The 21,405-nt window shown below is 28.4% G+C and carries 24 protein-coding genes, 3 tRNA genes and 2 riboswitches; of the genes, 12 read left to right on the top strand and 15 right to left on the bottom strand.

Features of this window, described 5'->3' with window-relative positions; genetic code table 11:
• Positions 1-37: 37 nt before the first annotated feature.
• The 4 genes from dinD (at position 38) to U9O55_02720 (ending at position 4,941) form a co-directional block, all read left to right on the top strand.
• Positions 38-874 (top strand): DNA damage-inducible protein D, encoded by an 837-nt coding sequence (gene dinD / locus U9O55_02735; GenBank protein ID MEA2088728.1) that lies wholly within the window; start codon positions 38-40, stop codon positions 872-874.
• Positions 875-976: 102 nt separating this feature from the next.
• Entirely contained in the window at positions 977-2,152 is a 1,176-nt protein-coding gene (locus U9O55_02730; GenBank protein ID MEA2088727.1) for an ATP-binding protein, read from the top strand.
• A gap of 82 nt (positions 2,153-2,234) precedes the next feature.
• Positions 2,235-3,233, top strand: a complete 999-nt coding sequence (locus U9O55_02725; GenBank protein ID MEA2088726.1) for a hypothetical protein — start codon at positions 2,235-2,237, stop codon at positions 3,231-3,233.
• Positions 3,234-3,240: 7 nt separating this feature from the next.
• Entirely contained in the window at positions 3,241-4,941 is a 1,701-nt protein-coding gene (locus tag U9O55_02720) for a GspE/PulE family protein (GenBank protein ID MEA2088725.1), read from the top strand.
• A 68-nt stretch (positions 4,942-5,009) separates the two neighbouring features.
• Here U9O55_02720 and tsaE read toward each other — a convergent pair whose 3' ends face one another.
• Positions 5,010-5,459 (bottom strand): tRNA (adenosine(37)-N6)-threonylcarbamoyltransferase complex ATPase subunit type 1 TsaE, encoded by a 450-nt coding sequence (tsaE, locus tag U9O55_02715; protein ID MEA2088724.1) that lies wholly within the window; start codon positions 5,457-5,459, stop codon positions 5,010-5,012.
• An 80-nt stretch (positions 5,460-5,539) separates the two neighbouring features.
• Here tsaE and U9O55_02710 point away from each other — a divergent pair, with 80 nt between their 5' ends.
• The 3 genes from U9O55_02710 to U9O55_02700 are packed head-to-tail and all read left to right on the top strand — an operon-like array spanning position 5,540 to position 8,546.
• Entirely contained in the window at positions 5,540-6,577 is a 1,038-nt protein-coding gene (locus U9O55_02710; protein ID MEA2088723.1) for an AI-2E family transporter, read from the top strand.
• Between the two features lie 22 nt (positions 6,578-6,599).
• Positions 6,600-7,184 (top strand): Holliday junction branch migration protein RuvA, encoded by a 585-nt coding sequence (gene ruvA / locus U9O55_02705; GenBank protein ID MEA2088722.1) that lies wholly within the window; start codon positions 6,600-6,602, stop codon positions 7,182-7,184.
• A gap of 18 nt (positions 7,185-7,202) precedes the next feature.
• Entirely contained in the window at positions 7,203-8,546 is a 1,344-nt protein-coding gene (locus tag U9O55_02700) for a UDP-N-acetylmuramoyl-L-alanyl-D-glutamate--2,6-diaminopimelate ligase (GenBank protein ID MEA2088721.1), read from the top strand.
• Positions 8,547-8,596: 50 nt separating this feature from the next.
• On the opposite strand, the gene U9O55_02695 is transcribed toward U9O55_02700, so the two are convergent.
• The 3 genes from U9O55_02695 to U9O55_02685 form a co-directional block, all read right to left on the bottom strand.
• On the bottom strand, positions 8,597-9,949 hold the full coding sequence (locus U9O55_02695) for an O-antigen ligase family protein (protein MEA2088720.1): 1,353 nt from the start codon (positions 9,947-9,949) through the stop codon (positions 8,597-8,599).
• Entirely contained in the window at positions 9,933-10,868 is a 936-nt protein-coding gene (locus U9O55_02690) for a hypothetical protein (protein MEA2088719.1), read from the bottom strand. The genes U9O55_02695 and U9O55_02690 overlap by 17 nt, the downstream gene beginning before the upstream one ends.
• A gap of 512 nt (positions 10,869-11,380) precedes the next feature.
• A complete protein-coding gene (locus U9O55_02685) occupies positions 11,381-11,833 on the bottom strand; it encodes a hypothetical protein (GenBank protein ID MEA2088718.1) in 453 nt (150 codons plus the stop codon).
• Positions 11,834-12,367: 534 nt separating this feature from the next.
• On the opposite strand from U9O55_02685, the gene U9O55_02680 reads away from it, so the two are divergent.
• From U9O55_02680 to U9O55_02670, 3 genes are all read left to right on the top strand, one after another.
• A complete protein-coding gene (locus tag U9O55_02680; GenBank protein MEA2088717.1) occupies positions 12,368-13,504 on the top strand; it encodes a DHH family phosphoesterase in 1,137 nt (378 codons plus the stop codon).
• Positions 13,505-13,624: 120 nt separating this feature from the next.
• A tRNA-Ile gene (locus tag U9O55_02675) sits at positions 13,625-13,700 on the top strand.
• A 221-nt stretch (positions 13,701-13,921) separates the two neighbouring features.
• Positions 13,922-14,146 carry a hypothetical protein gene (locus U9O55_02670; protein ID MEA2088716.1) on the top strand — a complete coding sequence of 75 codons (225 nt, stop codon included), beginning with the start codon at positions 13,922-13,924 and terminating at the stop codon, positions 14,144-14,146.
• Between the two features lie 238 nt (positions 14,147-14,384).
• Here U9O55_02670 and U9O55_02665 read toward each other — a convergent pair whose 3' ends face one another.
• The 5 genes from U9O55_02665 to U9O55_02645 form a co-directional block, all read right to left on the bottom strand.
• The gene (locus tag U9O55_02665) at positions 14,385-15,023 is read right to left on the bottom strand and encodes an L-threonylcarbamoyladenylate synthase (protein ID MEA2088715.1); all 639 of its coding nucleotides are present in this window, start codon (positions 15,021-15,023) and stop codon (positions 14,385-14,387) included.
• Between the two features lie 25 nt (positions 15,024-15,048).
• Positions 15,049-15,122: transfer RNA gene (locus U9O55_02660), tRNA-His, on the bottom strand.
• 8 nt (positions 15,123-15,130) lie between these two features.
• Positions 15,131-15,202: transfer RNA gene (locus U9O55_02655), tRNA-Arg, on the bottom strand.
• 42 nt (positions 15,203-15,244) lie between these two features.
• Positions 15,245-15,925: a tRNA (guanosine(37)-N1)-methyltransferase TrmD gene (gene trmD / locus U9O55_02650; GenBank protein MEA2088714.1), complete on the bottom strand. Its 681-nt coding sequence runs from the start codon at positions 15,923-15,925 to the stop codon at positions 15,245-15,247.
• A 68-nt stretch (positions 15,926-15,993) separates the two neighbouring features.
• Positions 15,994-16,329: a KH domain-containing protein gene (locus tag U9O55_02645; protein ID MEA2088713.1), complete on the bottom strand. Its 336-nt coding sequence runs from the start codon at positions 16,327-16,329 to the stop codon at positions 15,994-15,996.
• Between the two features lie 459 nt (positions 16,330-16,788).
• Between U9O55_02645 and U9O55_02640 the strand changes: the two genes are divergently transcribed.
• A complete protein-coding gene (locus U9O55_02640; protein ID MEA2088712.1) occupies positions 16,789-17,031 on the top strand; it encodes a hypothetical protein in 243 nt (80 codons plus the stop codon).
• Positions 17,032-17,162: 131 nt separating this feature from the next.
• Positions 17,163-18,845: a tRNA uridine(34) 5-carboxymethylaminomethyl modification radical SAM/GNAT enzyme Elp3 gene (locus tag U9O55_02635; GenBank protein MEA2088711.1), complete on the top strand. Its 1,683-nt coding sequence runs from the start codon at positions 17,163-17,165 to the stop codon at positions 18,843-18,845.
• Positions 18,846-19,012: 167 nt separating this feature from the next.
• On the opposite strand, the gene U9O55_02630 is transcribed toward U9O55_02635, so the two are convergent.
• The 6 genes from U9O55_02630 to U9O55_02605 form a co-directional block, all read right to left on the bottom strand.
• On the bottom strand, positions 19,013-19,261 hold the full coding sequence (locus U9O55_02630; protein ID MEA2088710.1) for a ribbon-helix-helix domain-containing protein: 249 nt from the start codon (positions 19,259-19,261) through the stop codon (positions 19,013-19,015).
• Positions 19,262-19,379: 118 nt separating this feature from the next.
• Entirely contained in the window at positions 19,380-19,688 is a 309-nt protein-coding gene (locus U9O55_02625; protein ID MEA2088709.1) for a hypothetical protein, read from the bottom strand.
• Between the two features lie 70 nt (positions 19,689-19,758).
• A riboswitch (SAM riboswitch) is annotated at positions 19,759-19,864 on the bottom strand.
• An 8-nt stretch (positions 19,865-19,872) separates the two neighbouring features.
• Positions 19,873-19,998, bottom strand: coding sequence for a hypothetical protein (locus U9O55_02620; GenBank protein ID MEA2088708.1), 126 nt, complete (start codon positions 19,996-19,998; stop codon positions 19,873-19,875).
• A gap of 20 nt (positions 19,999-20,018) precedes the next feature.
• Entirely contained in the window at positions 20,019-20,555 is a 537-nt protein-coding gene (locus tag U9O55_02615) for a hypothetical protein (protein ID MEA2088707.1), read from the bottom strand.
• Between the two features lie 3 nt (positions 20,556-20,558).
• Entirely contained in the window at positions 20,559-20,987 is a 429-nt protein-coding gene (locus tag U9O55_02610; protein MEA2088706.1) for a hypothetical protein, read from the bottom strand.
• A gap of 18 nt (positions 20,988-21,005) precedes the next feature.
• Positions 21,006-21,227 carry a hypothetical protein gene (locus U9O55_02605; GenBank protein MEA2088705.1) on the bottom strand — a complete coding sequence of 74 codons (222 nt, stop codon included), beginning with the start codon at positions 21,225-21,227 and terminating at the stop codon, positions 21,006-21,008.
• Between the two features lie 60 nt (positions 21,228-21,287).
• Positions 21,288-21,393: riboswitch (SAM riboswitch) on the bottom strand.
• Between the last annotated feature and the right edge of the window lie 12 nt (positions 21,394-21,405).

Raw genomic sequence — 21,405 nt, 5'->3', positions numbered from 1 at the left:
AAAATAACAATAAAAAATAGATTCAGAAAATAAAACTATGCCAAGAGAAATAACATTATTAGGACCGAATAAAAATTTTGAAAGTATTAAAAAAATAAATAAGCAAGGCGTGGAATATTGGGAAGCGCGAGAATTGATGCCTCTTTTGGGGTATAAAAATTGGCGTGATTTTGAAAATGCAATTAAAAAAGCTAAGATTGCTTGCGAAAGCTCAGAACAAGAAGTAAAGGATCATTTTGTGTACGCACTCAAAATGATAAAAATCGCTAAAGATACAGCAAAAGAAGCGATTAGAAAAATAGAAGATTATCATCTTTCAAGATATGCCTGTTATTTAATCGCCCAAAATGGCGATCCAAGAAAGCAGGAAATTGCGACAGCTCAGACATATTTTGCGATACAGACTAGAAAGCAGGAAATATTTCAGCAAATGGATAAAGATAGAAAAAGATTATTTGTTAGAAAAGAAGTTAAAGACCATAATAAAAAATTATTTAAAACAGCGCAAAAAGCAGGCGTAAGTAATTTCGGCAAATTTAATAATTATGGATATTTAGGTTTATACGGCTTAACAGCAGATGATATAAAAATAAAAAAAGGAATTGGCAAAGATAATATTTTGGACAGGGCTGGTTCTACTGAACTAGCGGCTAATTTATTTCGTATTACCCAGACTGATGAAAAAATTATTAAAGAAAAAATTTCAGGAGAAGAAAAAGCTAATGTGACTCATTTTGATGTAGGAAATAAAGTAAGAAGTACCATTAAAGAAATTGGTGGAACTATGCCAGAAAATTTAAAACCAGAAAAACATATTAAGAAAATTGAAGCAAGGGATATTAAGATGATTAAAAATAAAAAATTAAGCGAATAATGGAATTTTACAAAATCCGATAGTTTTGACCCAAGTAGAAAATTCTTGCGTTTTTTTTAGACTATGGTATAATATTTATGAATAATAATAAAATAAAATATTATGATTAAAAAAAGATATTTGCATTCTTCCGTAGCCTCTGATTTAAAAGAAAAAATGGTTTTTATTGGCGGACCAAGGCAAGTCGGCAAAACAACTTTGGCCAAATATATTGGAGATAAGGATTATAAAAAATACACTTATCTTAATTGGGATAATCGCGAAGACAGAAAAATAATTTTGCGGGGAAAATTTGAAGCAGAATCCGCATTGATTATTTTTGACGAGATTCATAAATACAAACAATGGAAAAATTATCTAAAAGGCGAGTTTGATAAATATAAAGACAAGTTTAATATTTTAGTCACTGGAAGCGCGCGGCTTGATTTGTATCGCAAGGGCGGTGATTCTTTAATGGGCAGGTATCGTTATTTTCGGCTTCATCCTTTTTCAGTTGCTGAAGTTTTACAATTAAAGCCAGATTTAAAAATATTTAAAGAAATATTTTTTCCAGATGTTAAAAACATAGAAAAAAATTTTAAAGACTTGTTAAATTTTGGAGGATTCCCAGAACCGTTTATTAAAAAAGACAAAAGAACATTGCGCCGTTTTCACAATGAGCGGTTAGACAGGTTGGTGAAAGAGGACATCAGAGATGTAGAGCAGGTGCGCGATTTGTCATCTTTGCAAGTTTTAGTTGATATTTTACAAGAAAAAGTCGGATCGCTTTTGTCTTTGAATTCTTTGCGGGAATATTTGCAAGTAACGCATAAAACAGTTTCTTTATGGGTGGATATTTTAGAAAGATTTTATTATCATTTTAGAATTTATCCGTTTTCAGCCAGCTTAATAAAAACATTGCGAAAAGAGCCCAAAATGTATTTATGGGATTGGTCTCAAGTTGAAAATATTGATTCGCGTTTTGAAAATATAATTGCTTCGCATCTTTTAAAAATGTCGCATTTTTTATATGATAACGAAGGATATAAAACTGATTTGCGTTTTTTGCGGGACATAGAAGGAAGAGAAGTTGATTTTTTAATAACAGTGAACAAAAAACCATGGATAGCAGTTGAAGCAAAATCGTCTGACAAACAAGTTTCCAAACATTTAAAATATTTTAGCAAAAAACTAAATATCCCGTTTTCATATCAAGTTGTGAAAGAATCAGGTGTTGATTTTTTACAGGATAATATCAGAATAATCAGCGCTGATAAGTTTTTAAGTGGATTGATATAATTAAATTATAAATTAATAATAAATAATAGATTTGTGGTATAATTAATTTAAATAACAAATTTAATTTAGGAGGAAAAAATTTATGATTAAACAAAACATTTTTTATTTAAGAATCTTGATTGATTCTTGGAAATTAGTTTGGCGCAATAAACTTTTATGGTTCTTCGGGCTATTCTCGTTTATTTTTGGCGGTGGGGTCTGGTATAATTTTACTTCAAGCTCTTTTTCTGGAATTTTCAAACAAGACGGTATTATTTTTAGCCTTGTTGATATTGGAATTTTTAGCAATTCATTTTTTAGCAATATAAAAAATGCGGTAATTTCTGATTGGTTTTCATTTTTTATGATTGTTTTTATGTTTTTTCTGATTATATTTATATCCATTATTCTGATTTTTATTTCAGTTATAGCCCAAGGAGGATTGGTTTATTCTGTTTTTAAATTAAATAAAAAAGAAAAAATAGATATTCCCAGCGGATTATCCATAGGGCGCGGAAATTTTTGGCGGATTTTAAGTTTGAATATTATTGAAAAATATATAATATGGACTTTATCATTTTTATTGGCAACATTTAGCGTTTTAGCATTTGTTGCTGAGTCGTCAATTATTGCGATTTGGTCTTTTATTTTTTCAATTATAATTACTATTATTTTAGTAATTTGTTCTTTAATAATGAAATATTCTTTGGCTTTTGTTGTTTTAAAAGGCAAAAATCCAATAATTTCTATTAAAGATGGAGCAATTTTATTTTATAAAAATTGTCTTGTAAATTTTGAGATGGCGTTTTTTTTGTTTATAATTAACTCTATTTTTAAATATATAATGATATTAGTGGCTATAATTTTGTTGATTCCTTTAACGTCCTTAGGCAGTTTTAGTCTTTATATGTCAAGCTGGGTTAGCTTTAATTTTTATTTTATATTTATTCCTTGCTTTATAGTTTTATTGATTTTATTTTTTATATCTATGTTAGTTTCCTATAATTATTCTGTGTGGACACTAATGTTTATACATTTAAATAATAACAAGAGGACAGGGAAAAGTGTTATGGTAAATTTAGCCAGTAAATTTAAAAAATAATAAAATTATGAGCGATATAACAAACAGAAAAAAAGTTCAACTTGCTAGTGATGAAACTATAGATGATTTTAATGTTAAAATTAAAGAGATTGACGTGAAAGAGAAGGAAGAATTTATAAAAAGCGACGCAAAAGAGTTTAATTTTGCTTATATAAATTTGTTTGGCTTTCCTATCTCTCAAGACGCTTTAAAAATAATTAGCAAAGCTGATGCTGAAAAATATAAAATGGTCTGTTTTTTTTATGGCGACAGGCAGCTACGGTTAGGCGTTGTTAATCCAAAAGAAAAAAAAGTTCAAGATTTTATTGCTAAAATAAAAGATATTTTTTTTAATAAAAAAATAGTTGTTTATTTAATTTCAGAGAATAGTTTTATTATGGCATTTAATGGATATGCCAAATTGCCGGAAGAGAAAAAGAAAGATGATGGCGTGCGGATAATAGGAAAAGATTTAAAAAAATTTAAAGATATCAAAAATTTTAAAGATATAACTGATAAAATTAAAAAAATTTCTTTAACAGATGTTGTTAATTTATTATTGGGTGTTGCGATAAATATTGATGCTTCTGATATTCATATTGAAGCTGAAAAAGATAGTGTTAAAGTTAGATTTAGAATTGATGGGATTTTGCATGATGTGACTGTTTTACCAAAAGAAAAATGGAAAATTTTAATATCAAGAATCAAATTAGTGTCAGGGCTTAAGATTAATGTTAATGATAAACCTCAAGATGGAAGATTTACAGTTTTTATAGATAAAGAACAGATCGATATTAGAATTTCCACCCTTCCCACTGCTTTTGGCGAGAGCGTCGCGATTAGAATTTTAATGTTTTCACGTGAGATGTTGACCATCAAAGAGCTTGGCTTGAGCGACGAATCTTCTAAAATTTTAGAAAAAGGCGTAAAAAGCCCAAATGGAATGATATTAAATACAGGACCCACCGGCTCTGGAAAAACTACAACTTTATATTCTATTTTAACCAAACTAAATAAGGAAGGAATTAAAATTATAACCATTGAAGATCCTATTGAATATCGTTTGGAAGGCATTAACCAAAGCAGTGTTAATTCAGACAGCGGTTATACATTTACTAAAGCAATCCGTTCTCTTGTAAGGCAGGATCCTGATATTATAATGGTTGGCGAGATTCGCGATATTGACACAGCTGATACTGCCATTCAATCAGCTCTGACAGGGCATCTGGTTTTAAGCACTGTTCATACAAACAGCGCCTCTGGTGCGATTGCCAGGCTTTTGTCTATGGGGGTAAAGGATTTTTTGTTAGTGCCGGCTTTAAATACTATAATGGCGCAAAGATTAGTTCGGAGGATTTGCCCGCATTGCAAAGAAAAAATAAAAATAGATGATAAAACAATAGAACAAATTAAAAATATTTTTACTCAATCCACAAAACAGTTGCGAGAAAAAATAAATTTAAATAAATTAAACGAAATTGATTTTTACAAAGGCAATGGGTGCGATAAATGCGGAAACATCGGATATAAAGGCAGAATTGGAATTTTTGAAATTATTGACTTTAATAAAGATATGAAAGATATAGTTTTATCTGATAAAAATATTTCTGAAGCTAAAATGCAGGAAACAGCTATTAATAAAGGAATGGTAACCATGGCTCAAGACGGAATTTTGAAAGCTATTAAGGGTATAACAACAGTTGAAGAAGTGTTTAGGGTTTCAAAGTAGAATTATAAAATTTTCAATTTTCAATTTAAGCTATCCAACCAAAGCTGTTAAAAATGTTACCAAATTGGTTAGCGATTGCGTATAATTATTATTCTTTCATTTTTATTATTAGTTGTTTGAAATTGTATAGAGATATTATTTTTGGGCAGAATATTTTTTACTTTATCAGCCCATTCAATGATTGTAATTGTTTTTTTAGATGATAACATTTCATCAATCCCTAAATTTATTAAATCTTTTGAATTTTTTAAACGGTAAGCGTCAATGTGGTATAAATATTTAGCGTTAATTTTTTTGCCTGTTGTTCGCGGTATATTGTAAATTTTGATTATATTAAAAGTAGGGCTGGATACGCGCTCTTTAATATTTAACGCTTTTGCTACCCCTTTTGTAAATACTGTTTTCCCGCTTCCTAAATTTCCAATTAGCGATATAACATCACCGCCTTTTAATTTTTTAGCAAAATTTTTAGCGAAAAACAGAGTCTGTTTTTCGCTTTTAGAAATATATTTTTTCATAGGGTTTTAATTAGAAATTTTTATTGTTTTTTTTACTTTAACATTATTAAATAATAAGTCTAATATTTTAAATTAATTTTATGTCAAATTTAACAAAAAACGAATTAAGCATATCAACTGCTTCAATCGTAAAAATCGCAATTTTTTTTCTACTTTTTTATTTTTTGTATTTAGCGTCTAATATTGTATTAGTGCTTTTTATTTCGTTTATTCTTTTTGCGGCGTTTAATCCAATAGTGAATAAAATGCAGTCTTATAATATACCGCGTCCAGCTGGTGTTGCTATTATTTATCTATTTTTATTTATTATTATAATTTCAGTTTTTATTCTTCTTGTTCCAATTATTATCAGCCAAGTCGGTGATTTAATTAAAATTTTTCCGCATTATTTAGACAAAGCTTTTGCAAATTTTTCGCAATTAGAAGAATATTATAATAAATACGGAATTAAAGAAAATGTTCAGAATAATTTAGATGTATTAAGCGCGGGTATTGGAGGCGGGATTAAGGGTATTGTATCAATCATAGCTGGAATTTTTGGAGGATTCGCGTCTTTCTTCATAATTTTAGTAATTAGTTTTTATATGTTAATAGAAAAATCTTTTATTAACAATATGGCGCAAAATATAATTCCATTAAAATATAGAAAAGATTTTGTAAAATTGTCAAATAAAATCAAAGACAAGCTAGGGGATTGGGCAAGGGCGCAGATGTTATTAAGTCTGATTATTTTTGTTTTAACCTTTACAGCATTATCTATCTTTAAAATAAAATATGCGCTTGTTTTGGCTTTGATTGCTGGATTAACAGAATTTATTCCTTATTTAGGCCCGATCATTGGAGCAATTCCAGCAGTATTTTTAGCTCTTTTCCAATCTCCTGTTAGCGCCTTGATTGTTATTATTATTTATGTTGTTATCCAGCAATTTGAAAATATGGTATTAGTTCCGCAAATTATGCAAAAGGTTGTTGGAATTAATCCTATTATCAGCATTGTTGCTTTAATGGCAGGATTTAAAGTAGGAGGAATGTTTGGCGCAATTTTGGCAATTCCGTTGGCGATTTTAATAATTGTTGTTTTGTCTTTTTTGCCAAAAACGGATAAAAAAAGAGTATAACTAATATCAATAATTTTAAATTATGATAGCTTATTTAAAAGGAACAGTTATAGAAAAAGATGAAAAGTCCGTGATTTTATTGGCTGGCGATGTTGGTTATCAAATTTTGCTTCACGAAAATTTTTTAAGCAGGATTAAAAAAACGCAAGAAATAGAGATGTTCACTTATCAATATTGGAGAGAGGACGCGATAAAATTATACGGTTTTGAAAACAAGCAACAGTTGGATTTATTTATTTTACTGATTTCTATTTCAGGCGTTGGTCCGAAATCAGCTTCGGCATTATTAGATTCTATCGGCGTAAATAGTGTTAAATCAGCGATTGCTGGTAATCGTCCTGAAATTTTAAGCCAAGCTCCTGGCTTAGGAAAAAAAACAGCCGATAGAATTATTGTTGAACTAAAAAACAAAGCACTTGTTGTTGGGGATGAAAATTTAAAAGAGATTAAATATTCTGATGAAGATGGAGATGTTGTTAATGCTTTAATTAATTTAGGATATAGTTTATATAATTCACAGCAGATAGTTAAATCATTGCCAAAAGAAGTTAAAGGTATTGATAATAAAATTAAAGAAGCGTTGAAAGAAATAGGAAAAAATAAATAAAAATATTTTTGTTTTAATATGGAAAAAATTTTTATCGCGATTAAAAAAATTATTCCTAAAACAGTGTTTAAATTTTTTCAGCCTTATTATCATAAAGTTATGAGTTATTCGGCTAATTTTTTTTATGGATGTCCAAGCGATAAATTGATTGTAATCGGAGTTACGGGAACTAATGGAAAATCAACAACAACTCATTTAATTGCCAAAATTTTAGAAGCACAAGGAATAAAAACAGGAGAAACCTCCACAACGCTTTTTAAAATTGCCAACAAAGAATGGCTTAATGATAAAAAAATGACAATGCTTGGCAGGTTCGAATTGCAAAAAATGCTTTCGCAAATGTTTAAAAAAAAATGCAAATACGCTGTTATAGAAACTTCTTCAGAAGGCATAAAACAATTTCGGCATTTGGGAATAAATTATGATATTCTTGTTTTTACTAATTTAACTCCTGAGCACATTGAAGCGCATCGCGGATTTGAAAATTATAAAAAAGCAAAGCTTAAACTATTCAAACATTTGGAAAAATCAAAGCGTAAAATAATAGATAATCAAAAAATCAAAAAAATAATTGTGGCAAATTTAGACGACAAGCATTGCGAAGATTTTTTAGATTTTAAAGTTGATCAGAAAATTGGTTATTTTTTAAATCCAGAAAATAAAAAATTTGAATTAGTTAATAAATATTTATTAGCTAAAAATTGTGAATGTAAAAAACAAGGTTTAAGCTTTGAATTAAAAGACCAAAATTTTAATTTAAAATTGTTAGGTAAATTTAATATTTACAATTCTTTAGCAAGTATCGGGGTTGGATTAAGCCAAAGATTGGATATAAATGAAATAAAAAATATTTTAGAAAAAATAAAAAAAATTCCAGGAAGAATGGAAATTATTGACGAAGCACAGGATTTCAAAATTATTGTTGATTACGCGCCTGAACCAGAATCTTTAAAACAATTATATAAATTTGTAAACAGTTTAGAAACAAATAAAATAATTCATATTTTGGGATCTTGCGGCGGCGGAAGAGACATAGCGCGCCGTCCTATTTTAGGAAAAATTGCCGGTAAAAACGCTGATTATATTATAGTAACAAATGAAGATCCTTATAACGATGATCCAAAAAAAATCATAGATGATGTGTCTCAAGGCGCGATAGAAAAAGGTAAAATTTTAAATAAAAATCTTTTTAAAATTTTAGACAGAAGGGAAGCAATTAAAAAATCCTTTTTTTTGGCAAAAAAAGGCGATTTGGTTTTGATCACTGGCAAAGGAAGTGAGCAAGCGATTTGCGTGGCTAACGGCAAAAAAATTCCATGGGATGATAGAAAAGTCGCGCGAGAAGAATTGACAAAATTATAATTTATAAGAGTTTTAACCCGTTGGCGTGAAGTCAGCGGGTTTTTTTTATTTTAATTTTTTATTTCACTTGCGTTTAAAAATTTTAGATAGATTCCAAATATAAGCCAAAACAGCAATATGCCAAAATGAGAACTCCAAAGCCAATGATCAAAAAACATTATTACAAACAGAGAAAGCAGACAGCTGAAAAATATAATGGTAAAATTATTATTTTTAAAAATAATTGACGTTAATTTTAAAGATTTATAAAACAATAAAATTAAAAGGGCTAAAAACAGAGTCGCGCCGATTATTCCTAATTCAACAAGAATTAAAATATAAGTATTGTGAACAGGTTGGAAATACCATGCAGGATATTCTTTATTTATTTTATGATAATTAGCCAAAGTGTAATTTCCAACGCCAACTCCAAAAAATAAATTATTTTTTATTAGATTTTTTGCTTGAAGTGAATAATCAATTCGTTCAGTAATTGATTTCACTTCCAGCCGATTATTCATTGACAATCGGGCGATAAAAGCTTCTTTAAAAATAAAACCAAGTATTCCTGAAATCAGAATAAAAATCAGAAAGATTTTAAAAAGGCTAAACAAATCATCTTTATCTTTTTTAATTAGTTTAAAAAAGAATATACTAGCGCATCCTATTGCAAGAGCAAGCCATGACGCGCGGGAAAAAGATGTTAAAAGCGCTGTGAATAATATAATTACGCTAAATAGAATAAAAGAATTTTGCAATAAATTCTGATAATTCTTTTCAGATTTTTGTGTTTTTAAATAAAGACCTATTGCTGAAAGCAAGGCTATTGACAGATAACCGCTAAAAATATTAGGATGCTGAAAACCACCATAAGATCGCAACCATCGCCTGTGTTCTGTTGTCTGTACTACTGACACACCGACATCGCTTGGGTCGTAACTGCTTATTCCAAGCCAGCTGTTTGAAAAAGTTTTTTGATTTGAAAATTGCCATATTCCTAATCCAGCTTGCAAAACAGCTGATAGAATAAAAATAATCAGTATTTTTTTCCAATTAATTCTTGTATTAAGAATAATAAAAATAAGCGCTATTGCCGAGGCAAGCTTTATTGCTGAATAGCACGCGAGCTGTTTGTCTATTGCCCAAAAAACAGAAATAAAAGAATAGCAAATAAACAGTCCTAAAATTGCTGTGATTGCCATTCGCCAGGAAGTTTTTAAAGGAGGATTTTTTTTGATTTTTAAAATTAAATTATAAAGCCCGCTTAAAAGCAGAACAATCAGAACAGCGTCGCTTAAATAAAAACAAATTGTTCCATATTGCCATTTGTATCCGTTAATAATTACGTTCCGTATAATAAAACAGGTTTGTAACGGCAATAAAAAAATAAAAAGATACAACGAATATTCAAATAATTTTTTCATAGGTGTTTAAAAATTTACTTCTATAATATTTTCTTTTGTCATTATCGTGGAATTTTAAAATATTGTCATTGACAATCACGCCGTCGCTTTTATTGGCAAGATTTTTTAAATTTTCAGGCATAATTTTTAGCTGGATCTTTTTTGCAATTTTTTCTAAAAAATTAAAGTTTAAAAATAAAAAAATAAAAGAAAAAAAACAAGGATTTATTTTTCTTTTTTGACTTGGCATTATTTCAGTAAAATTTGGCAGATATTTTTTTACCCAGCTGTTTTGGCTGATAAAATTTTCATAAGTTTTGTTTTTATTGTAGATAGGATAAAGTGTTGCTATCCAACAACAGAGATAAATGTCATTGATTTTTTCATTAGCGATCGCGATATTTCGCAAAGCAAGATTTTTTTCAGTAACAAAAAAACTAAGGCATATTTTATCCTCTTTATTTTTTTTAGTCGGTCGCCAGCCAAGTAGTTGAGAAATTAAAACACAGAAAAATCTTGATATCCAGATTCTATTTTTTTTAACAACAATAAAAAAATCAATGTCGCTTTCTTTTTTTGTATTATTAGACGGCATAAAATTTCCTATGCCAATCATTTTGATAAAAGGAAGCAATGAAAAAATTCTGCTGGCTTTTTTTGCTTTTTGAAATTTATAAAAACTTTGATTATATCGTTTATTTCTAATATCAACGATATTCTCTCTTCCTTGCAAAAAATAAAATCCGTTTTTGTTTTTAATTTTATTTGATAATTCATTATTTAAAATTTTTTTAATATCAAATATAGAAAAATTAGAATAATTATTATAAGAATTATTTTTGTAAAAAAATTTCCAAATTTCTAATTCTGTTAACGGATAATCAAACATATCAAAAAAAACCAAAGTTGAAATTATTGATTTTTGTAAATCATTGCTCATGGAATATTAAAATAAGTATAAAATAACCCTGTGAAAATTATATGATAATGTCCTACTTAGGGGAAATAGAAATGTCCTATCTAATGTGGTAAGATATTTAGTTATTTAATTAACTAAATATAAAATCAATATGGATAAGTATATTATGGTTAAGTTCGATTATTCGGACTTAAAATACTTAATTATTAGCTTAAATAAAAGGTTTTCTCGCTCTTTAAAATTCAATTTTCTATGATTGTATTTCCAGACATATTCTCCCAAAAATAAATGCAGTTTTTCCCTTCTAACCCCGCCTCTCGCGGACAGCTTTCTTTTCATATATCCCCAAAATCCTTCCAGCCCGTTAATGTGGTTTCCTCGTTTATTAGAGTATTCGTTTTTAGAATGATTTACTAATCTATGGACATATCCTTTTTGAGCAATTCCAGTATAACCTCTCCAAGTGTCGGAGCAAATTGTTGAACCTTTTTTAACTTGTTTTTCTATTCTTGGTTGCAGATCTTTTTTTTAACTCAACTTACAATTTCCGCCCAGACAGTTCCATTTTTGCAAAGTATTCCAAAGGCTGGTTGTTTAATTATTCCCAACCCTCGCTTGTTTATTTTTCCTTGTAATATAGCCTTTTTCTTAATACCAAGCCTTTTATTTTTCCATTGCCCGCCAAGATAAGTTTCATCGACTTCCACAATTCCTTCAAATATTTTTGGAACATCCTTAGTCATTTCTATTCTAAGCAAAGTTAATATTTTTAATAATTTATATTTGGAAATATTAATTCTGTCTAAAATAGTATTAGTGGAATGTTCTAAAACAAATTCTGAGATTATTTGTTTTAAAAGTTTATTGGAAATTTTAATTTTATTTTTATTAGGAGAAAATTTTAAAAAACATTTTTTACATTTAAATCGGTTGTCATTTAATTTCCAAAATCTTTTTGAATTACAATTTTTACAATTTAATTTCATACTAAAAGCATATCACTTTTAGTCCGAAATTTCAAACTTTACCCAAATTAACTAAACAGGAAACAAGCAAATTAGATTCTATATTCTCAAGACAATATCAAAGAACAGTTAGAAATGATTTTACAATAAGCCATAAAAAAAATTATTACCAACTAAGAAATAACCAGCCAGCAACAATTTGCAAACAAGATAAAATCATTGTTGAAGAAAGAACGGATAAAACTATTCATTTCAGGATTATGGGAAAATATCTTAATTACAAATTATTGCCAGAGAGACTTAAAAAAAACAATTAAGAAACAAAATGGGTTATCGCGCAAACGCCGACAAACAGAAAGCCATATATACCGCCTAAAAATCATCTTTGGCCAAAATTTAAATATTCTAATAAATTCGTTAAAATGTCCAAATAGGACATTTCTATTTAACCTTTACAAGTATAAAATAACCCTTGACTTTTATAATCTAATTATATATTATAATATAATTGTTGCAATAAATTCGTGTTAAATTTTTTTAGTTTTAATCAAAATTATGTTGGAAACAAAAGAGCAAATATTTGCTGCCATAGAAAAAAGCAGTAATATTTTAATTATTTTTCGCAAAAATTATAATGGAGACACCATTGGCTCGGCGTTGAGTTTGTCTTATTTTTTGCAAAGCATTGGCAAGCCAGTTGATGTTATTTGCGATGATTTTAAAATAAAAGACAAATTTAATTTTTTGCCTTATATAGAAGATATAAAGTCTGGTTTTCAGCAAGATAAAAAATTTGTGATAAGCTTAGACACATCTAAAATAGAAGTTGACTCTTTAAGATATGAGAGAAAAGAAAATTCCCTTGATATTATCATTGAGCCTAAAAGCGGTTATTTTTCAAAAAACGATATAACAGCGAAAGAGCCAGAATTAAAATATGATCTTATTTTTACAATTAATTCTCCTGATTTAGAATCTTTGGGAAAAATTTTTGAAAATCACGCCAACTTTTTTTATAATACTACTATCATCAATATTGATCATCTTCCAAACAATGAACGATTTGGGCAAATTAATTTAGTTGAATTAACAGCCAGCTCCACGGCTGAAATAATTTTCTTTTTGTTAAAAAAAGACAAAAACGATTCAAAAATAAATGAAAAAATCGCTGATTTGCTTTTAGCAGGAATAATTGACAGCACAAATAGCTTTAAATCAATGTCTGTCACTGCAAAGACATTAACTGTCGTAGCTGAGCTAATAGCATTGGGCGCGAACAGAGAAAAAATAATTGAAAATTTGCATCAAGTTTATTCAGTTGACAATTTAAAATTATGGGGCAGAATTTTAGCAAGGTTGAAAGAAGACGTTAGCGGAAAATTGGTTTGGTCATTAGTCACTAATGAAGATTTTGTGAAAACAAACACTAATGAAAGTTATCTGAGGGGAGTCATAGACGATTTGATAATAAATATGCCAACAGTAAAATTAGCAGTTTTATTTTTTCAAGATGCGGATAATAAAATCAAGGTAATTTTGAAAGACAAAGATAAAATAGATCTTCTTTCTATTCTGTCAGCTTATTGTCCGCGAGAAGATAATGGAATGGTAGTTTTAACCACATCAAGAAAGCATTTGTTAGAAGCTGAAAAAGAAATGGTAGAAAAATTGAAAAGTGTGTTAGAAAAATAGCTTATTAACCCCTGCTGTTTTTTGTGGTATAATGAGATTATAAATAGAAAATTAATGACTAATGATTGAATTGTTTAAATGTTAAAGTGTTTGTGTGGTTAAAGTGTTAAAGTGATTTTTGGGTGTATAGCTCAGGGGTTAGAGCACCACGCTTATAACGTGGGGGTCGATGGTTCAATTCCATCTACACCTACCAAAATCTTATAAATATATAAATATAATTAGTGTGGGATAAATAGGATGTCGATGGTTCCCTGCCTGCCGGCAGGCAGGAATTCTATCTACACATACTAACATTATCTACAAGAATTTTTAAAATTTACAAACAAAAAAAACGGTTTTAAACCGTTTTTTATTTTAAAAATAGAAAAAAATTGTTAGTTTGGCATAAATGGAGATAATATTGTTGTTATAAATTTGCCCAAAAGTCCCGTCATCAACAAAAAAGAAATAAAAATTATTAACGAGCCGAAAAATTTCCACATTAAACGCGTTCCTCCAAAAGAACCAAAATATTTTTCAGCTGAATATACAGAGCCAAAATTTTGGCAGATTGAATTTGAATATTTAACCAGTAAAAATCCAATGCATATGCCGATTAAACCAAAAATTATTTTTCCTAAAAAAGTCATAAATTTTTAAATATTTTTATTTGCGTAAAAAATATTATTATATTATTATATAATTATGAATAGTTAATTTCAATATATCACGAGTTTATATAACATACAAATTTTTGTTATTAAAAAATCAAAAGTTTGTATAATAACCAGTTATTTCAAAAAAATTTTTATCAAATAAAAAAACGAATAAATATTTATTCGTTTTTTGTTTATACATTTTTCAATGTCTATTGACAATTTGTATAATAAGATAAAGACTAATAAAATTTTTTTAAAACCTTTTTAATTTTTTCAAAAGGGATCGCGCCTTGTCGTAATAGAATAAGTTGATGTTCGGTTAAATCAATAATAGTAGATTCTACACCGATTTTTGATTTTCCACCGTCAATAATTGCTTCTATTTTTCCTGACAAATTTTCAATTACTTTTTTAGCGTCAATAAGGCTTGCCTTTTTTGAAATATTCGCGCTTGGCGCCGTAATCGGATGTCCAAATTTTTTAATAATCGCTAATGCTATTTTATTGTTAGGCATTCTTACGGCAATTTTTTTTGTTGTTATTATGTCAGGAATTATTTCTTTTTTTTCAAATATAATAGTTAATGGCCCTGGCCAGAATTTATTTATTAATATTTTTGTTTCAGATGATATATTTTTGGCAAATTTATAAACATCTTTTTTATTCGCGATATGAATTATCAGAGGTTTGCTAAAAGGTCTTTTTTTTACAGAATATATTTTTTTTACAGCGTCAATATTTAAGGCGTCAGCTCCAAGTCCGTAAACTGTTTCTGTTGGAAAAGCGACTAATTTTCCTTTTTTTAAAATTTTAACTATATTTTTTATTTTTTCTTTTTCAGGGTTTTTAGGATTTATTTTTATAACTTTTGTTAGCATAAAATACAAGATTTGCTTTTTCATTTGGGGTGGCTAGAGGGAATTGAACCCTCATCACTGGTACCACAAACCAGTGCTCTACCATTGAGCTATAGCCACCATATCAGTACGCCCAGAGGGAATCGAACCCCCATAACCAGCTTAGAAGGCTGGTGTTCTATCCATTGAACTATGGGCGCGTATAATAAAAATAAATTAACTTTTTTTTATTAAAATGTCAATCAATGATCAACGAGCCGAGATTTTTTATTTCTCCATTCTGCTATTTTTTTATGATCGCCAGAAAGCAAAATTTTTGGCGCTTTGTATTTTTTTTTATTTATCTTAAAAATTTCAGGGCGCGTATATTGCGGATATTCAATAAAAAACTTTTTTGATTTTTTTTCTAACGCAAAAGTTTCTTCTTGTAAAGATTTTTCATTGCCTAATACTTTAGGGATTAATCTTGATACTGTTTCAATAATTGTGATAGCTCCAATTTCTCCGCCATTTAATATATATGGTCCGATAGAAATTTTTTCATCAGTAAATTCTTCAATTCTGGCGTCAATTCCCTCGTATCGTCCGCAAATAAAAGTTAGCTCATCTAATTTAGAATATCTATTAGCTATTTTTTGGTCAAACTGTTTTCCAGTGGGAGTTAACAAAATAATTTTTCTTTTTTTCCTGTTTTTTTTCTTTAATGATCGCAATGCTTTATAAATTGGCTCAACTTTCATTATCATCCCAGCGCCTCCGCCATAAGGCGAATCATCAACTGTTTTGCGCTTATCATTTGTAAAGTTTCTGATATTAACAATATTAATGTTAATTAACTTTTTATCTCGCGCTTTTTTTAAAATGGATTCTGAAAAATAGGAATCAAAAATATTAGGAAAAATTGTAAGAATATTAAATTTCATATTATTATAATTCTATCAAAAAAGTCGCGATTTTACAACCGCGACTTTTTATGTGAATCTAACTAAATTTAGATTTTTAAGTCATCAACCATATCCGCGTCAACATTTTCAGCTGGTTTTTCTTCTCTTCTTGGGGCTGGGCGTCTTCCGCCTTCTGGCTCTTCAATTTTTAGGTTGATTCTTGCGTTTGCTTTAGCTCCGATGATTTTAAGTAATGTTCGGATAGCGCGAGCAGTTTGCCCTTGCCGTCCAACAACAAAACCCATATCTTCAGGATTGATTTTAAGAGTTAAAAGAACTCCCATTTCGTCTACTGTTCTTACAGTTTTTACATCATCGGGATGTGATACGATGTTTTTTACAATGTATTCCACGAATTCTTGGTCTGGTGTTTTATCTGCCATATATTTCTTTTAGTAGTTTAATAAATTTTCTATATTAGACCAGTTCGACCTTTTTAGATTAACTGGTATTTCTAAATAAAAGAATATCATATTAAAAATACAATGTCAATAATGTGTACTGGTCACTACATTCAAAACCTATTGCGCCACTCTTACTTATCATTTATCATAAGCAATAACATTAATTTGGTTAACCAAACCTTGGAGAGCAGGTTAATTATTGCCTATGATAAAAAAACAAAGAATTGGCGATTGGGGAAACAGACAGTATGATTTTTACAAAAAAAGATATCCTATCAACGCAATATGAAAGAAAAAGCATGTTTTGCAGAATCCATAAATGCGAAGACAAAACAGCTAAAAAAATAGAACAAGCCATTTAGAAAACAATTGAATCTTTGCTATCTTATAATCTTATTAAAACTATAACAAGAGATAATGGAACTGAAAATGCGAATCATGAAAAAACAAAAGAAATTTTCAATGTCCAATCCTATTTCTGCGATCCTTATTGTTCTTAGCAAAAAGGAGGAGATGAAAATTTTAACAAACTTATCAGGCAATATTTGCCAAAAAAAAACAAATTTAGATAATATTAATGATAAAGATATTTATAAAATTCAAGAATTATTAAATAACATGCCAAGAAAAATTTTAAATTATAAAACGCCAAATGAGATTATTGCTGAATTTATGTTTTAAAATACTGAAAATGTCAAAAGTGGCGCATTAAATTCTTGAATTTACATTTTGGTTCAAAATAGTCAAAATTAATTATATTTAATAGCTATAAATTTGTATGTTTAAAAAACTTATAATATAATCATTTATATATGGAAGTAAAAAAAATAGTTAAAAAAATAATCCAAGCTAATCCTCAAAACAATGAGGAGTTTTTGCGTTTGAAAAGAGAATTTTTTTATCAGAAAAAAATGAAACAAATTTCAAACGCTGAATTATTAAAATTATACAATAAATTAAACAATAAGCAAGGCGACAAAATAAAAGAAATATTAAAAAAAAGAAAAATCAGAACGCTTTCAGGCGTGGCGCCGATTGCTGTTTTAACAAAATCTTATTCTTGCCCGGGCAAATGCGTTTATTGCCCTACTGAAAAAAATATTCCCAAAAGTTATCTTTCAAATGAACCCGCTGTAATGCGCGCGATAATTTGTAATTTTAATCCTTATAAACAAGTTTCAATCCGCATTAAAGCGTTGGAAGCAAACGGGCATAATGTTGAAAAAATTGAACTGATTGTGATGGGAGGTACTTGGTCGTTTTTTAGCAAAAAATATCAATATTGGTTTATTAAAGAATGTTTTCGTTCAGCTAATGAATATAACAATGAATTACGAATTACGAATTACGAATTACGAAATAATTATTCGAAATTAAAAATTAAAGAATTAAAAAAAGAGTTAATAAAAGAACAGAAGAAAAATGAAAAAGCAAAATATAGAATAGTGGGCTTAACTTTAGAAACAAGGCCTGATTATATAAATGAAAAAGAAATAATCAATTTTAGAAATTTAGGATGCACAAGGGTTGAAATTGGGGTTCAAGCCATTGATGATAAAATTTTAAAATTAAACAGAAGAGGCAGTGATATAAAAGATATTATTAGAGCGACTAAATTATTAAGGCAGGCTGGATTTAAAATTTGCTATCATCTGATGCCGAATTTGCCTGGGTCAACGCCTGCGAAAGATTTAGCACTATTTAAAAAGATTTTTTCAAATAGAAATTTTCGTCCTGACCAAATAAAAATTTATCCATGCGCTGTTGTAAAAGGTTCGCGATTATATGGCTGGTGGAAACGTGGAAAATATAAGCCATACGCAGATAAACAATTAGAAAATTTATTAATAAAAATGAAAAAGGCTGTTCCTTATTATGTAAGGATTATTAGATTAATCCGCGATATCCCGACTGTTTCCATAGAAGCGGGAAATAAAATTTCTAATTTAAGACAAGTTCTGCAAAAACGTTTATTGGACGAGGGCGTTGTTTGCAAATGTATTCGTTGCAGAGAAGCGAGAAATAGAGAAATAAAACAAAATGATTTAAAATTGTTTATTGAAAAATATCAAGCTGGAGACGGAACAGAATATTTTTTAAGTTTTGAATCAAAAGACAGGAAAATTTTATTCGCCTTTTTGCGCTTAAGAATCCCCAATTTTAAAAATAATATTTCCCCCTTCGACAAAGAGTCTGCTCCGCACTTGATGCTGAAGGGCGTAGGGGGATTTTATAATAATTTTCCAGAGCTAAAAAATTCAGCAATAATACGCGAGCTTCATACTTATGGAAAAATAGTTCCAATTAAAAATAGTAAAGGTAAATCAGCGGTTCAGCACAAAGGATTAGGAAAACGCTTGATGTTGAAAGCCGAAGAAATCGCAAAGCAAAAAAGATTTAAAAAAATAGCTGTAATTTCAGGAATAGGCGTAAGAGAATATTATAGAAAATTAGGGTATAAATTGGAAGGGACTTATATGATTAAAAAATTGTAAATTTTTTTGATAAGTCTTTTTTTGATATTTAAAAATGAATAATTGAATTGTTGTAAAATAAGCGCGACCGCATCAATTTTACAACAATTGAAAATATTAAAAACAAAGGGTGTTTTAAAATTTTTAATAGCTAATAAAAAATCTCTTGATAAAATCAAGTGATTTTTTTATTTTTTATTGTTTTTTATAAATTTTTCTTTTTCTGTTTCTAAATTTTTTACTCTTTGTTTTAATTCGCTATAATACGGCTCTCTATAAATAAAATCGTCGGTAATATCATTCTTTTCTCTTGACAAAAACACAGACCGCAAAAGCTGGCGAAAAAATTCGCTGCGATTAGCAAATTTTCCTGATTTAATTTGTTTATCAACGATTTTCGCTAATTCTTTATTTAAAGAGATGTTATAAGTAATCATAATTTTAAAATTAATTCTTTTATTATGTTTTCATTATATTTTAATAATAAACATTTGTCAAGGTATGGCAAGGATTAGCATAATATAAAATTTTGATTTTACTCAACTTCGCCGACGCTTATTTTTCGCTTTTATCCAATTTTTCGTAAAAGCATACTGATATATATTGCATATCTTTACTCGTAATTTTTTTGATTTCGGCAGAAATCTTTTTTGTTTTAGAATCTTCTATAATTCTATATGCAGAAACTCTTCCAAAAAAGTTTTCTTTGTGTTTTGCGCCCAAATCAAGGCAATGCTCCATATTAATCCCCAAAGCTCTACCTAATAAAAGGTAATCGCTTATTTCACTACTGTCGATTTCATAAATTTTTTTTTCTTTTATTCCCCCCGCGATTTTTTGTTTGATAGTGAAAAAATTTTTCATAACATTTTATATTAGATAATTAAAAAAATCTTTCCCGAAAAGAGAAAGACTTCTAATAAAATTAAACTATTCTTTATCTTTCCCTCTCGGGTTTAGAATTAGCACCTTCCGAAAATAATTTTCGGGGTTGCTGGCAGGTCATCGGGCTAAGCCCCTCGCTGCACTCTTGATAAATAATTACTATTCAATATATAACTTGAAAAATATTTATTACAACGCTGTAAATAATTATTAAAGAAATTATAATCTCCGCCCACCAAGAATTTAACCAATGGTCACATTCTAATTTTTCATTGCGTTTATTGTTCATAAATAATTAGGGGTATTAAACTAAAATTTGTTACCCGTAATTTTTCTTAGATTACCGTCGAGATATTCTTTAATTAAATTTTGTACCAAATTACATCTATTGATTAATTCCTCACACATTCCGATATAGAATTCAAAAGGTTTTGATATCTGTCCTGACATTCTAAAATTGATAAATTGTATAAATACATCGTCTAAAAATTTATCGACTACTCTTATACTCTCATATATCACATGAAGATTCTCTCGCTCATCTTTAGTCAGCTGTATACCAATATCTCCTATATAAAAATCATAAAGATATGTTGTACAGTGAACATTTTGGCATGGTAAAATTTTTTGCCTTTCAAGAGTTTTTTTCAAACTTTTTATATGCTCAATTTTTTGAGGGATTAATCCTAAATTGGTATTTAATTCATTTCTGATAGCTCTTTTTTTTCTTTTGACCGATAGTTTATTTTTAACAATTTCATACACAATTGATAATAAAAATCCAACGATAACTCCAATTAAAGTTCCAATGATTGGTAAAAAATTGTTATAACTACAATCCTTCATAGATTATTTATTCATAATTTTTTTCGCGAATAAAATTCCAGCCACGAATCCAACAATTAAAATAACTAATAAACATAAGGCAAGCATACTTTGTAAATCTGTAAAAAATATATTATCTTTTTGCGAGATTTGAACATCTTGCTGAGTTTTAGCTGCTATTATTTTTTTCTGTTGTAACTCAATTTTTTGTTGCATTGTTTCTATTTGAGATTTCATTAATTCAATATCTTTTTGATCTATATTATTTCGTTCAGGTACAAAATTATTCTCTTGTTGACTTAAAATCTCATTCTGTTTTTTTAAATAATAAGTTTGTTTACAAGATTCAAAAGCTTGCTGGTCATTATAAGAATAACAGCCAGTTTCAGGATCAGAATAAGTTTTCATTTCTCGTATTTTTGGATTAAGTTCTGAAACATTAAATATTGCCATAATAATTTGTTAAATTAATTATTTTTTACGAAGATAATATAAAATTAATCCTGCATTTAAAAATAATCCCATGATAATACTTAAAAAAATAACACCTTCTTTATTTTGTATAATATATAACCACCAATAATCCATATTAATAATAGTTTTTATTATATATAGATTAAAATATGTATAAATTAAAATTGTAATAATTTCAAAAATTGTTTTTACAGAAATGTTTTTAATTTTTTCTAGCATAATTTTGTTGTTAATATTTAAAAAATCTTTCCCGAAAAGAGAAAGATTTTAAAAAAATAATTTTTATCTTTCCCTTTCGGGCTTAGAATTAGCACCTTCCGAAAATAATTTTCGGGGTTGCTGGCAGGTCGTCGGGCTAAGTCCCTTACTGCACTCTTGATAAATTAAATTGTATAAT

The sequence above is a fragment of the Patescibacteria group bacterium genome, assembly GCA_034660655.1.
Taxonomy (GTDB): domain Bacteria; phylum Patescibacteriota; class Patescibacteriia; order JAACEG01; family JAACEG01; genus JAACEG01.
Note: the sequence above shows the minus strand (reverse complement) of the source record. Positions and strands in the feature narration are given on the sequence as shown.

Excerpts from the sequence above, each read along its gene's own strand:
- U9O55_02610 (MEA2088706.1), bottom strand. The coding sequence starts at position 20,987 with ATGGCAATATTTAATGTTTCAGAACTTAATCCAAAAATACGAGAAATG.
- U9O55_02690 (MEA2088719.1), bottom strand. The coding sequence starts at position 10,868 with ATGAGCAATGATTTACAAAAATCAATAATTTCAACTTTGGTTTTTTTT.
- U9O55_02710 (MEA2088723.1), top strand. The coding sequence starts at position 5,540 with ATGTCAAATTTAACAAAAAACGAATTAAGCATATCAACTGCTTCAATC.
- U9O55_02730 (MEA2088727.1), top strand. The coding sequence starts at position 977 with ATGATTAAAAAAAGATATTTGCATTCTTCCGTAGCCTCTGATTTAAAA.
- U9O55_02605 (MEA2088705.1), bottom strand. The coding sequence starts at position 21,227 with ATGCTAGAAAAAATTAAAAACATTTCTGTAAAAACAATTTTTGAAATT.
- dinD (MEA2088728.1), top strand. The coding sequence starts at position 38 with ATGCCAAGAGAAATAACATTATTAGGACCGAATAAAAATTTTGAAAGT.
- U9O55_02630 (MEA2088710.1), bottom strand. The coding sequence starts at position 19,261 with ATGATTACTTATAACATCTCTTTAAATAAAGAATTAGCGAAAATCGTT.
- U9O55_02645 (MEA2088713.1), bottom strand. The coding sequence starts at position 16,329 with ATGGCAGATAAAACACCAGACCAAGAATTCGTGGAATACATTGTAAAA.
- U9O55_02625 (MEA2088709.1), bottom strand. The coding sequence starts at position 19,688 with ATGAAAAATTTTTTCACTATCAAACAAAAAATCGCGGGGGGAATAAAA.
- U9O55_02700 (MEA2088721.1), top strand. The coding sequence starts at position 7,203 with ATGGAAAAAATTTTTATCGCGATTAAAAAAATTATTCCTAAAACAGTG.
- ruvA (MEA2088722.1), top strand. The coding sequence starts at position 6,600 with ATGATAGCTTATTTAAAAGGAACAGTTATAGAAAAAGATGAAAAGTCC.
- U9O55_02620 (MEA2088708.1), bottom strand. The coding sequence starts at position 19,998 with ATGAACAATAAACGCAATGAAAAATTAGAATGTGACCATTGGTTAAAT.
- U9O55_02615 (MEA2088707.1), bottom strand. The coding sequence starts at position 20,555 with ATGAAGGATTGTAGTTATAACAATTTTTTACCAATCATTGGAACTTTA.
- U9O55_02680 (MEA2088717.1), top strand. The coding sequence starts at position 12,368 with ATGTTGGAAACAAAAGAGCAAATATTTGCTGCCATAGAAAAAAGCAGT.
- U9O55_02725 (MEA2088726.1), top strand. The coding sequence starts at position 2,235 with ATGATTAAACAAAACATTTTTTATTTAAGAATCTTGATTGATTCTTGG.
- U9O55_02695 (MEA2088720.1), bottom strand. The coding sequence starts at position 9,949 with ATGAAAAAATTATTTGAATATTCGTTGTATCTTTTTATTTTTTTATTG.
- U9O55_02640 (MEA2088712.1), top strand. The coding sequence starts at position 16,789 with ATGAAAAAACAAAAGAAATTTTCAATGTCCAATCCTATTTCTGCGATC.
- U9O55_02685 (MEA2088718.1), bottom strand. The coding sequence starts at position 11,833 with ATGAAATTAAATTGTAAAAATTGTAATTCAAAAAGATTTTGGAAATTA.
- trmD (MEA2088714.1), bottom strand. The coding sequence starts at position 15,925 with ATGAAATTTAATATTCTTACAATTTTTCCTAATATTTTTGATTCCTAT.
- U9O55_02665 (MEA2088715.1), bottom strand. The coding sequence starts at position 15,023 with ATGCTAACAAAAGTTATAAAAATAAATCCTAAAAACCCTGAAAAAGAA.
- U9O55_02720 (MEA2088725.1), top strand. The coding sequence starts at position 3,241 with ATGAGCGATATAACAAACAGAAAAAAAGTTCAACTTGCTAGTGATGAA.
- U9O55_02635 (MEA2088711.1), top strand. The coding sequence starts at position 17,163 with ATGGAAGTAAAAAAAATAGTTAAAAAAATAATCCAAGCTAATCCTCAA.
- tsaE (MEA2088724.1), bottom strand. The coding sequence starts at position 5,459 with ATGAAAAAATATATTTCTAAAAGCGAAAAACAGACTCTGTTTTTCGCT.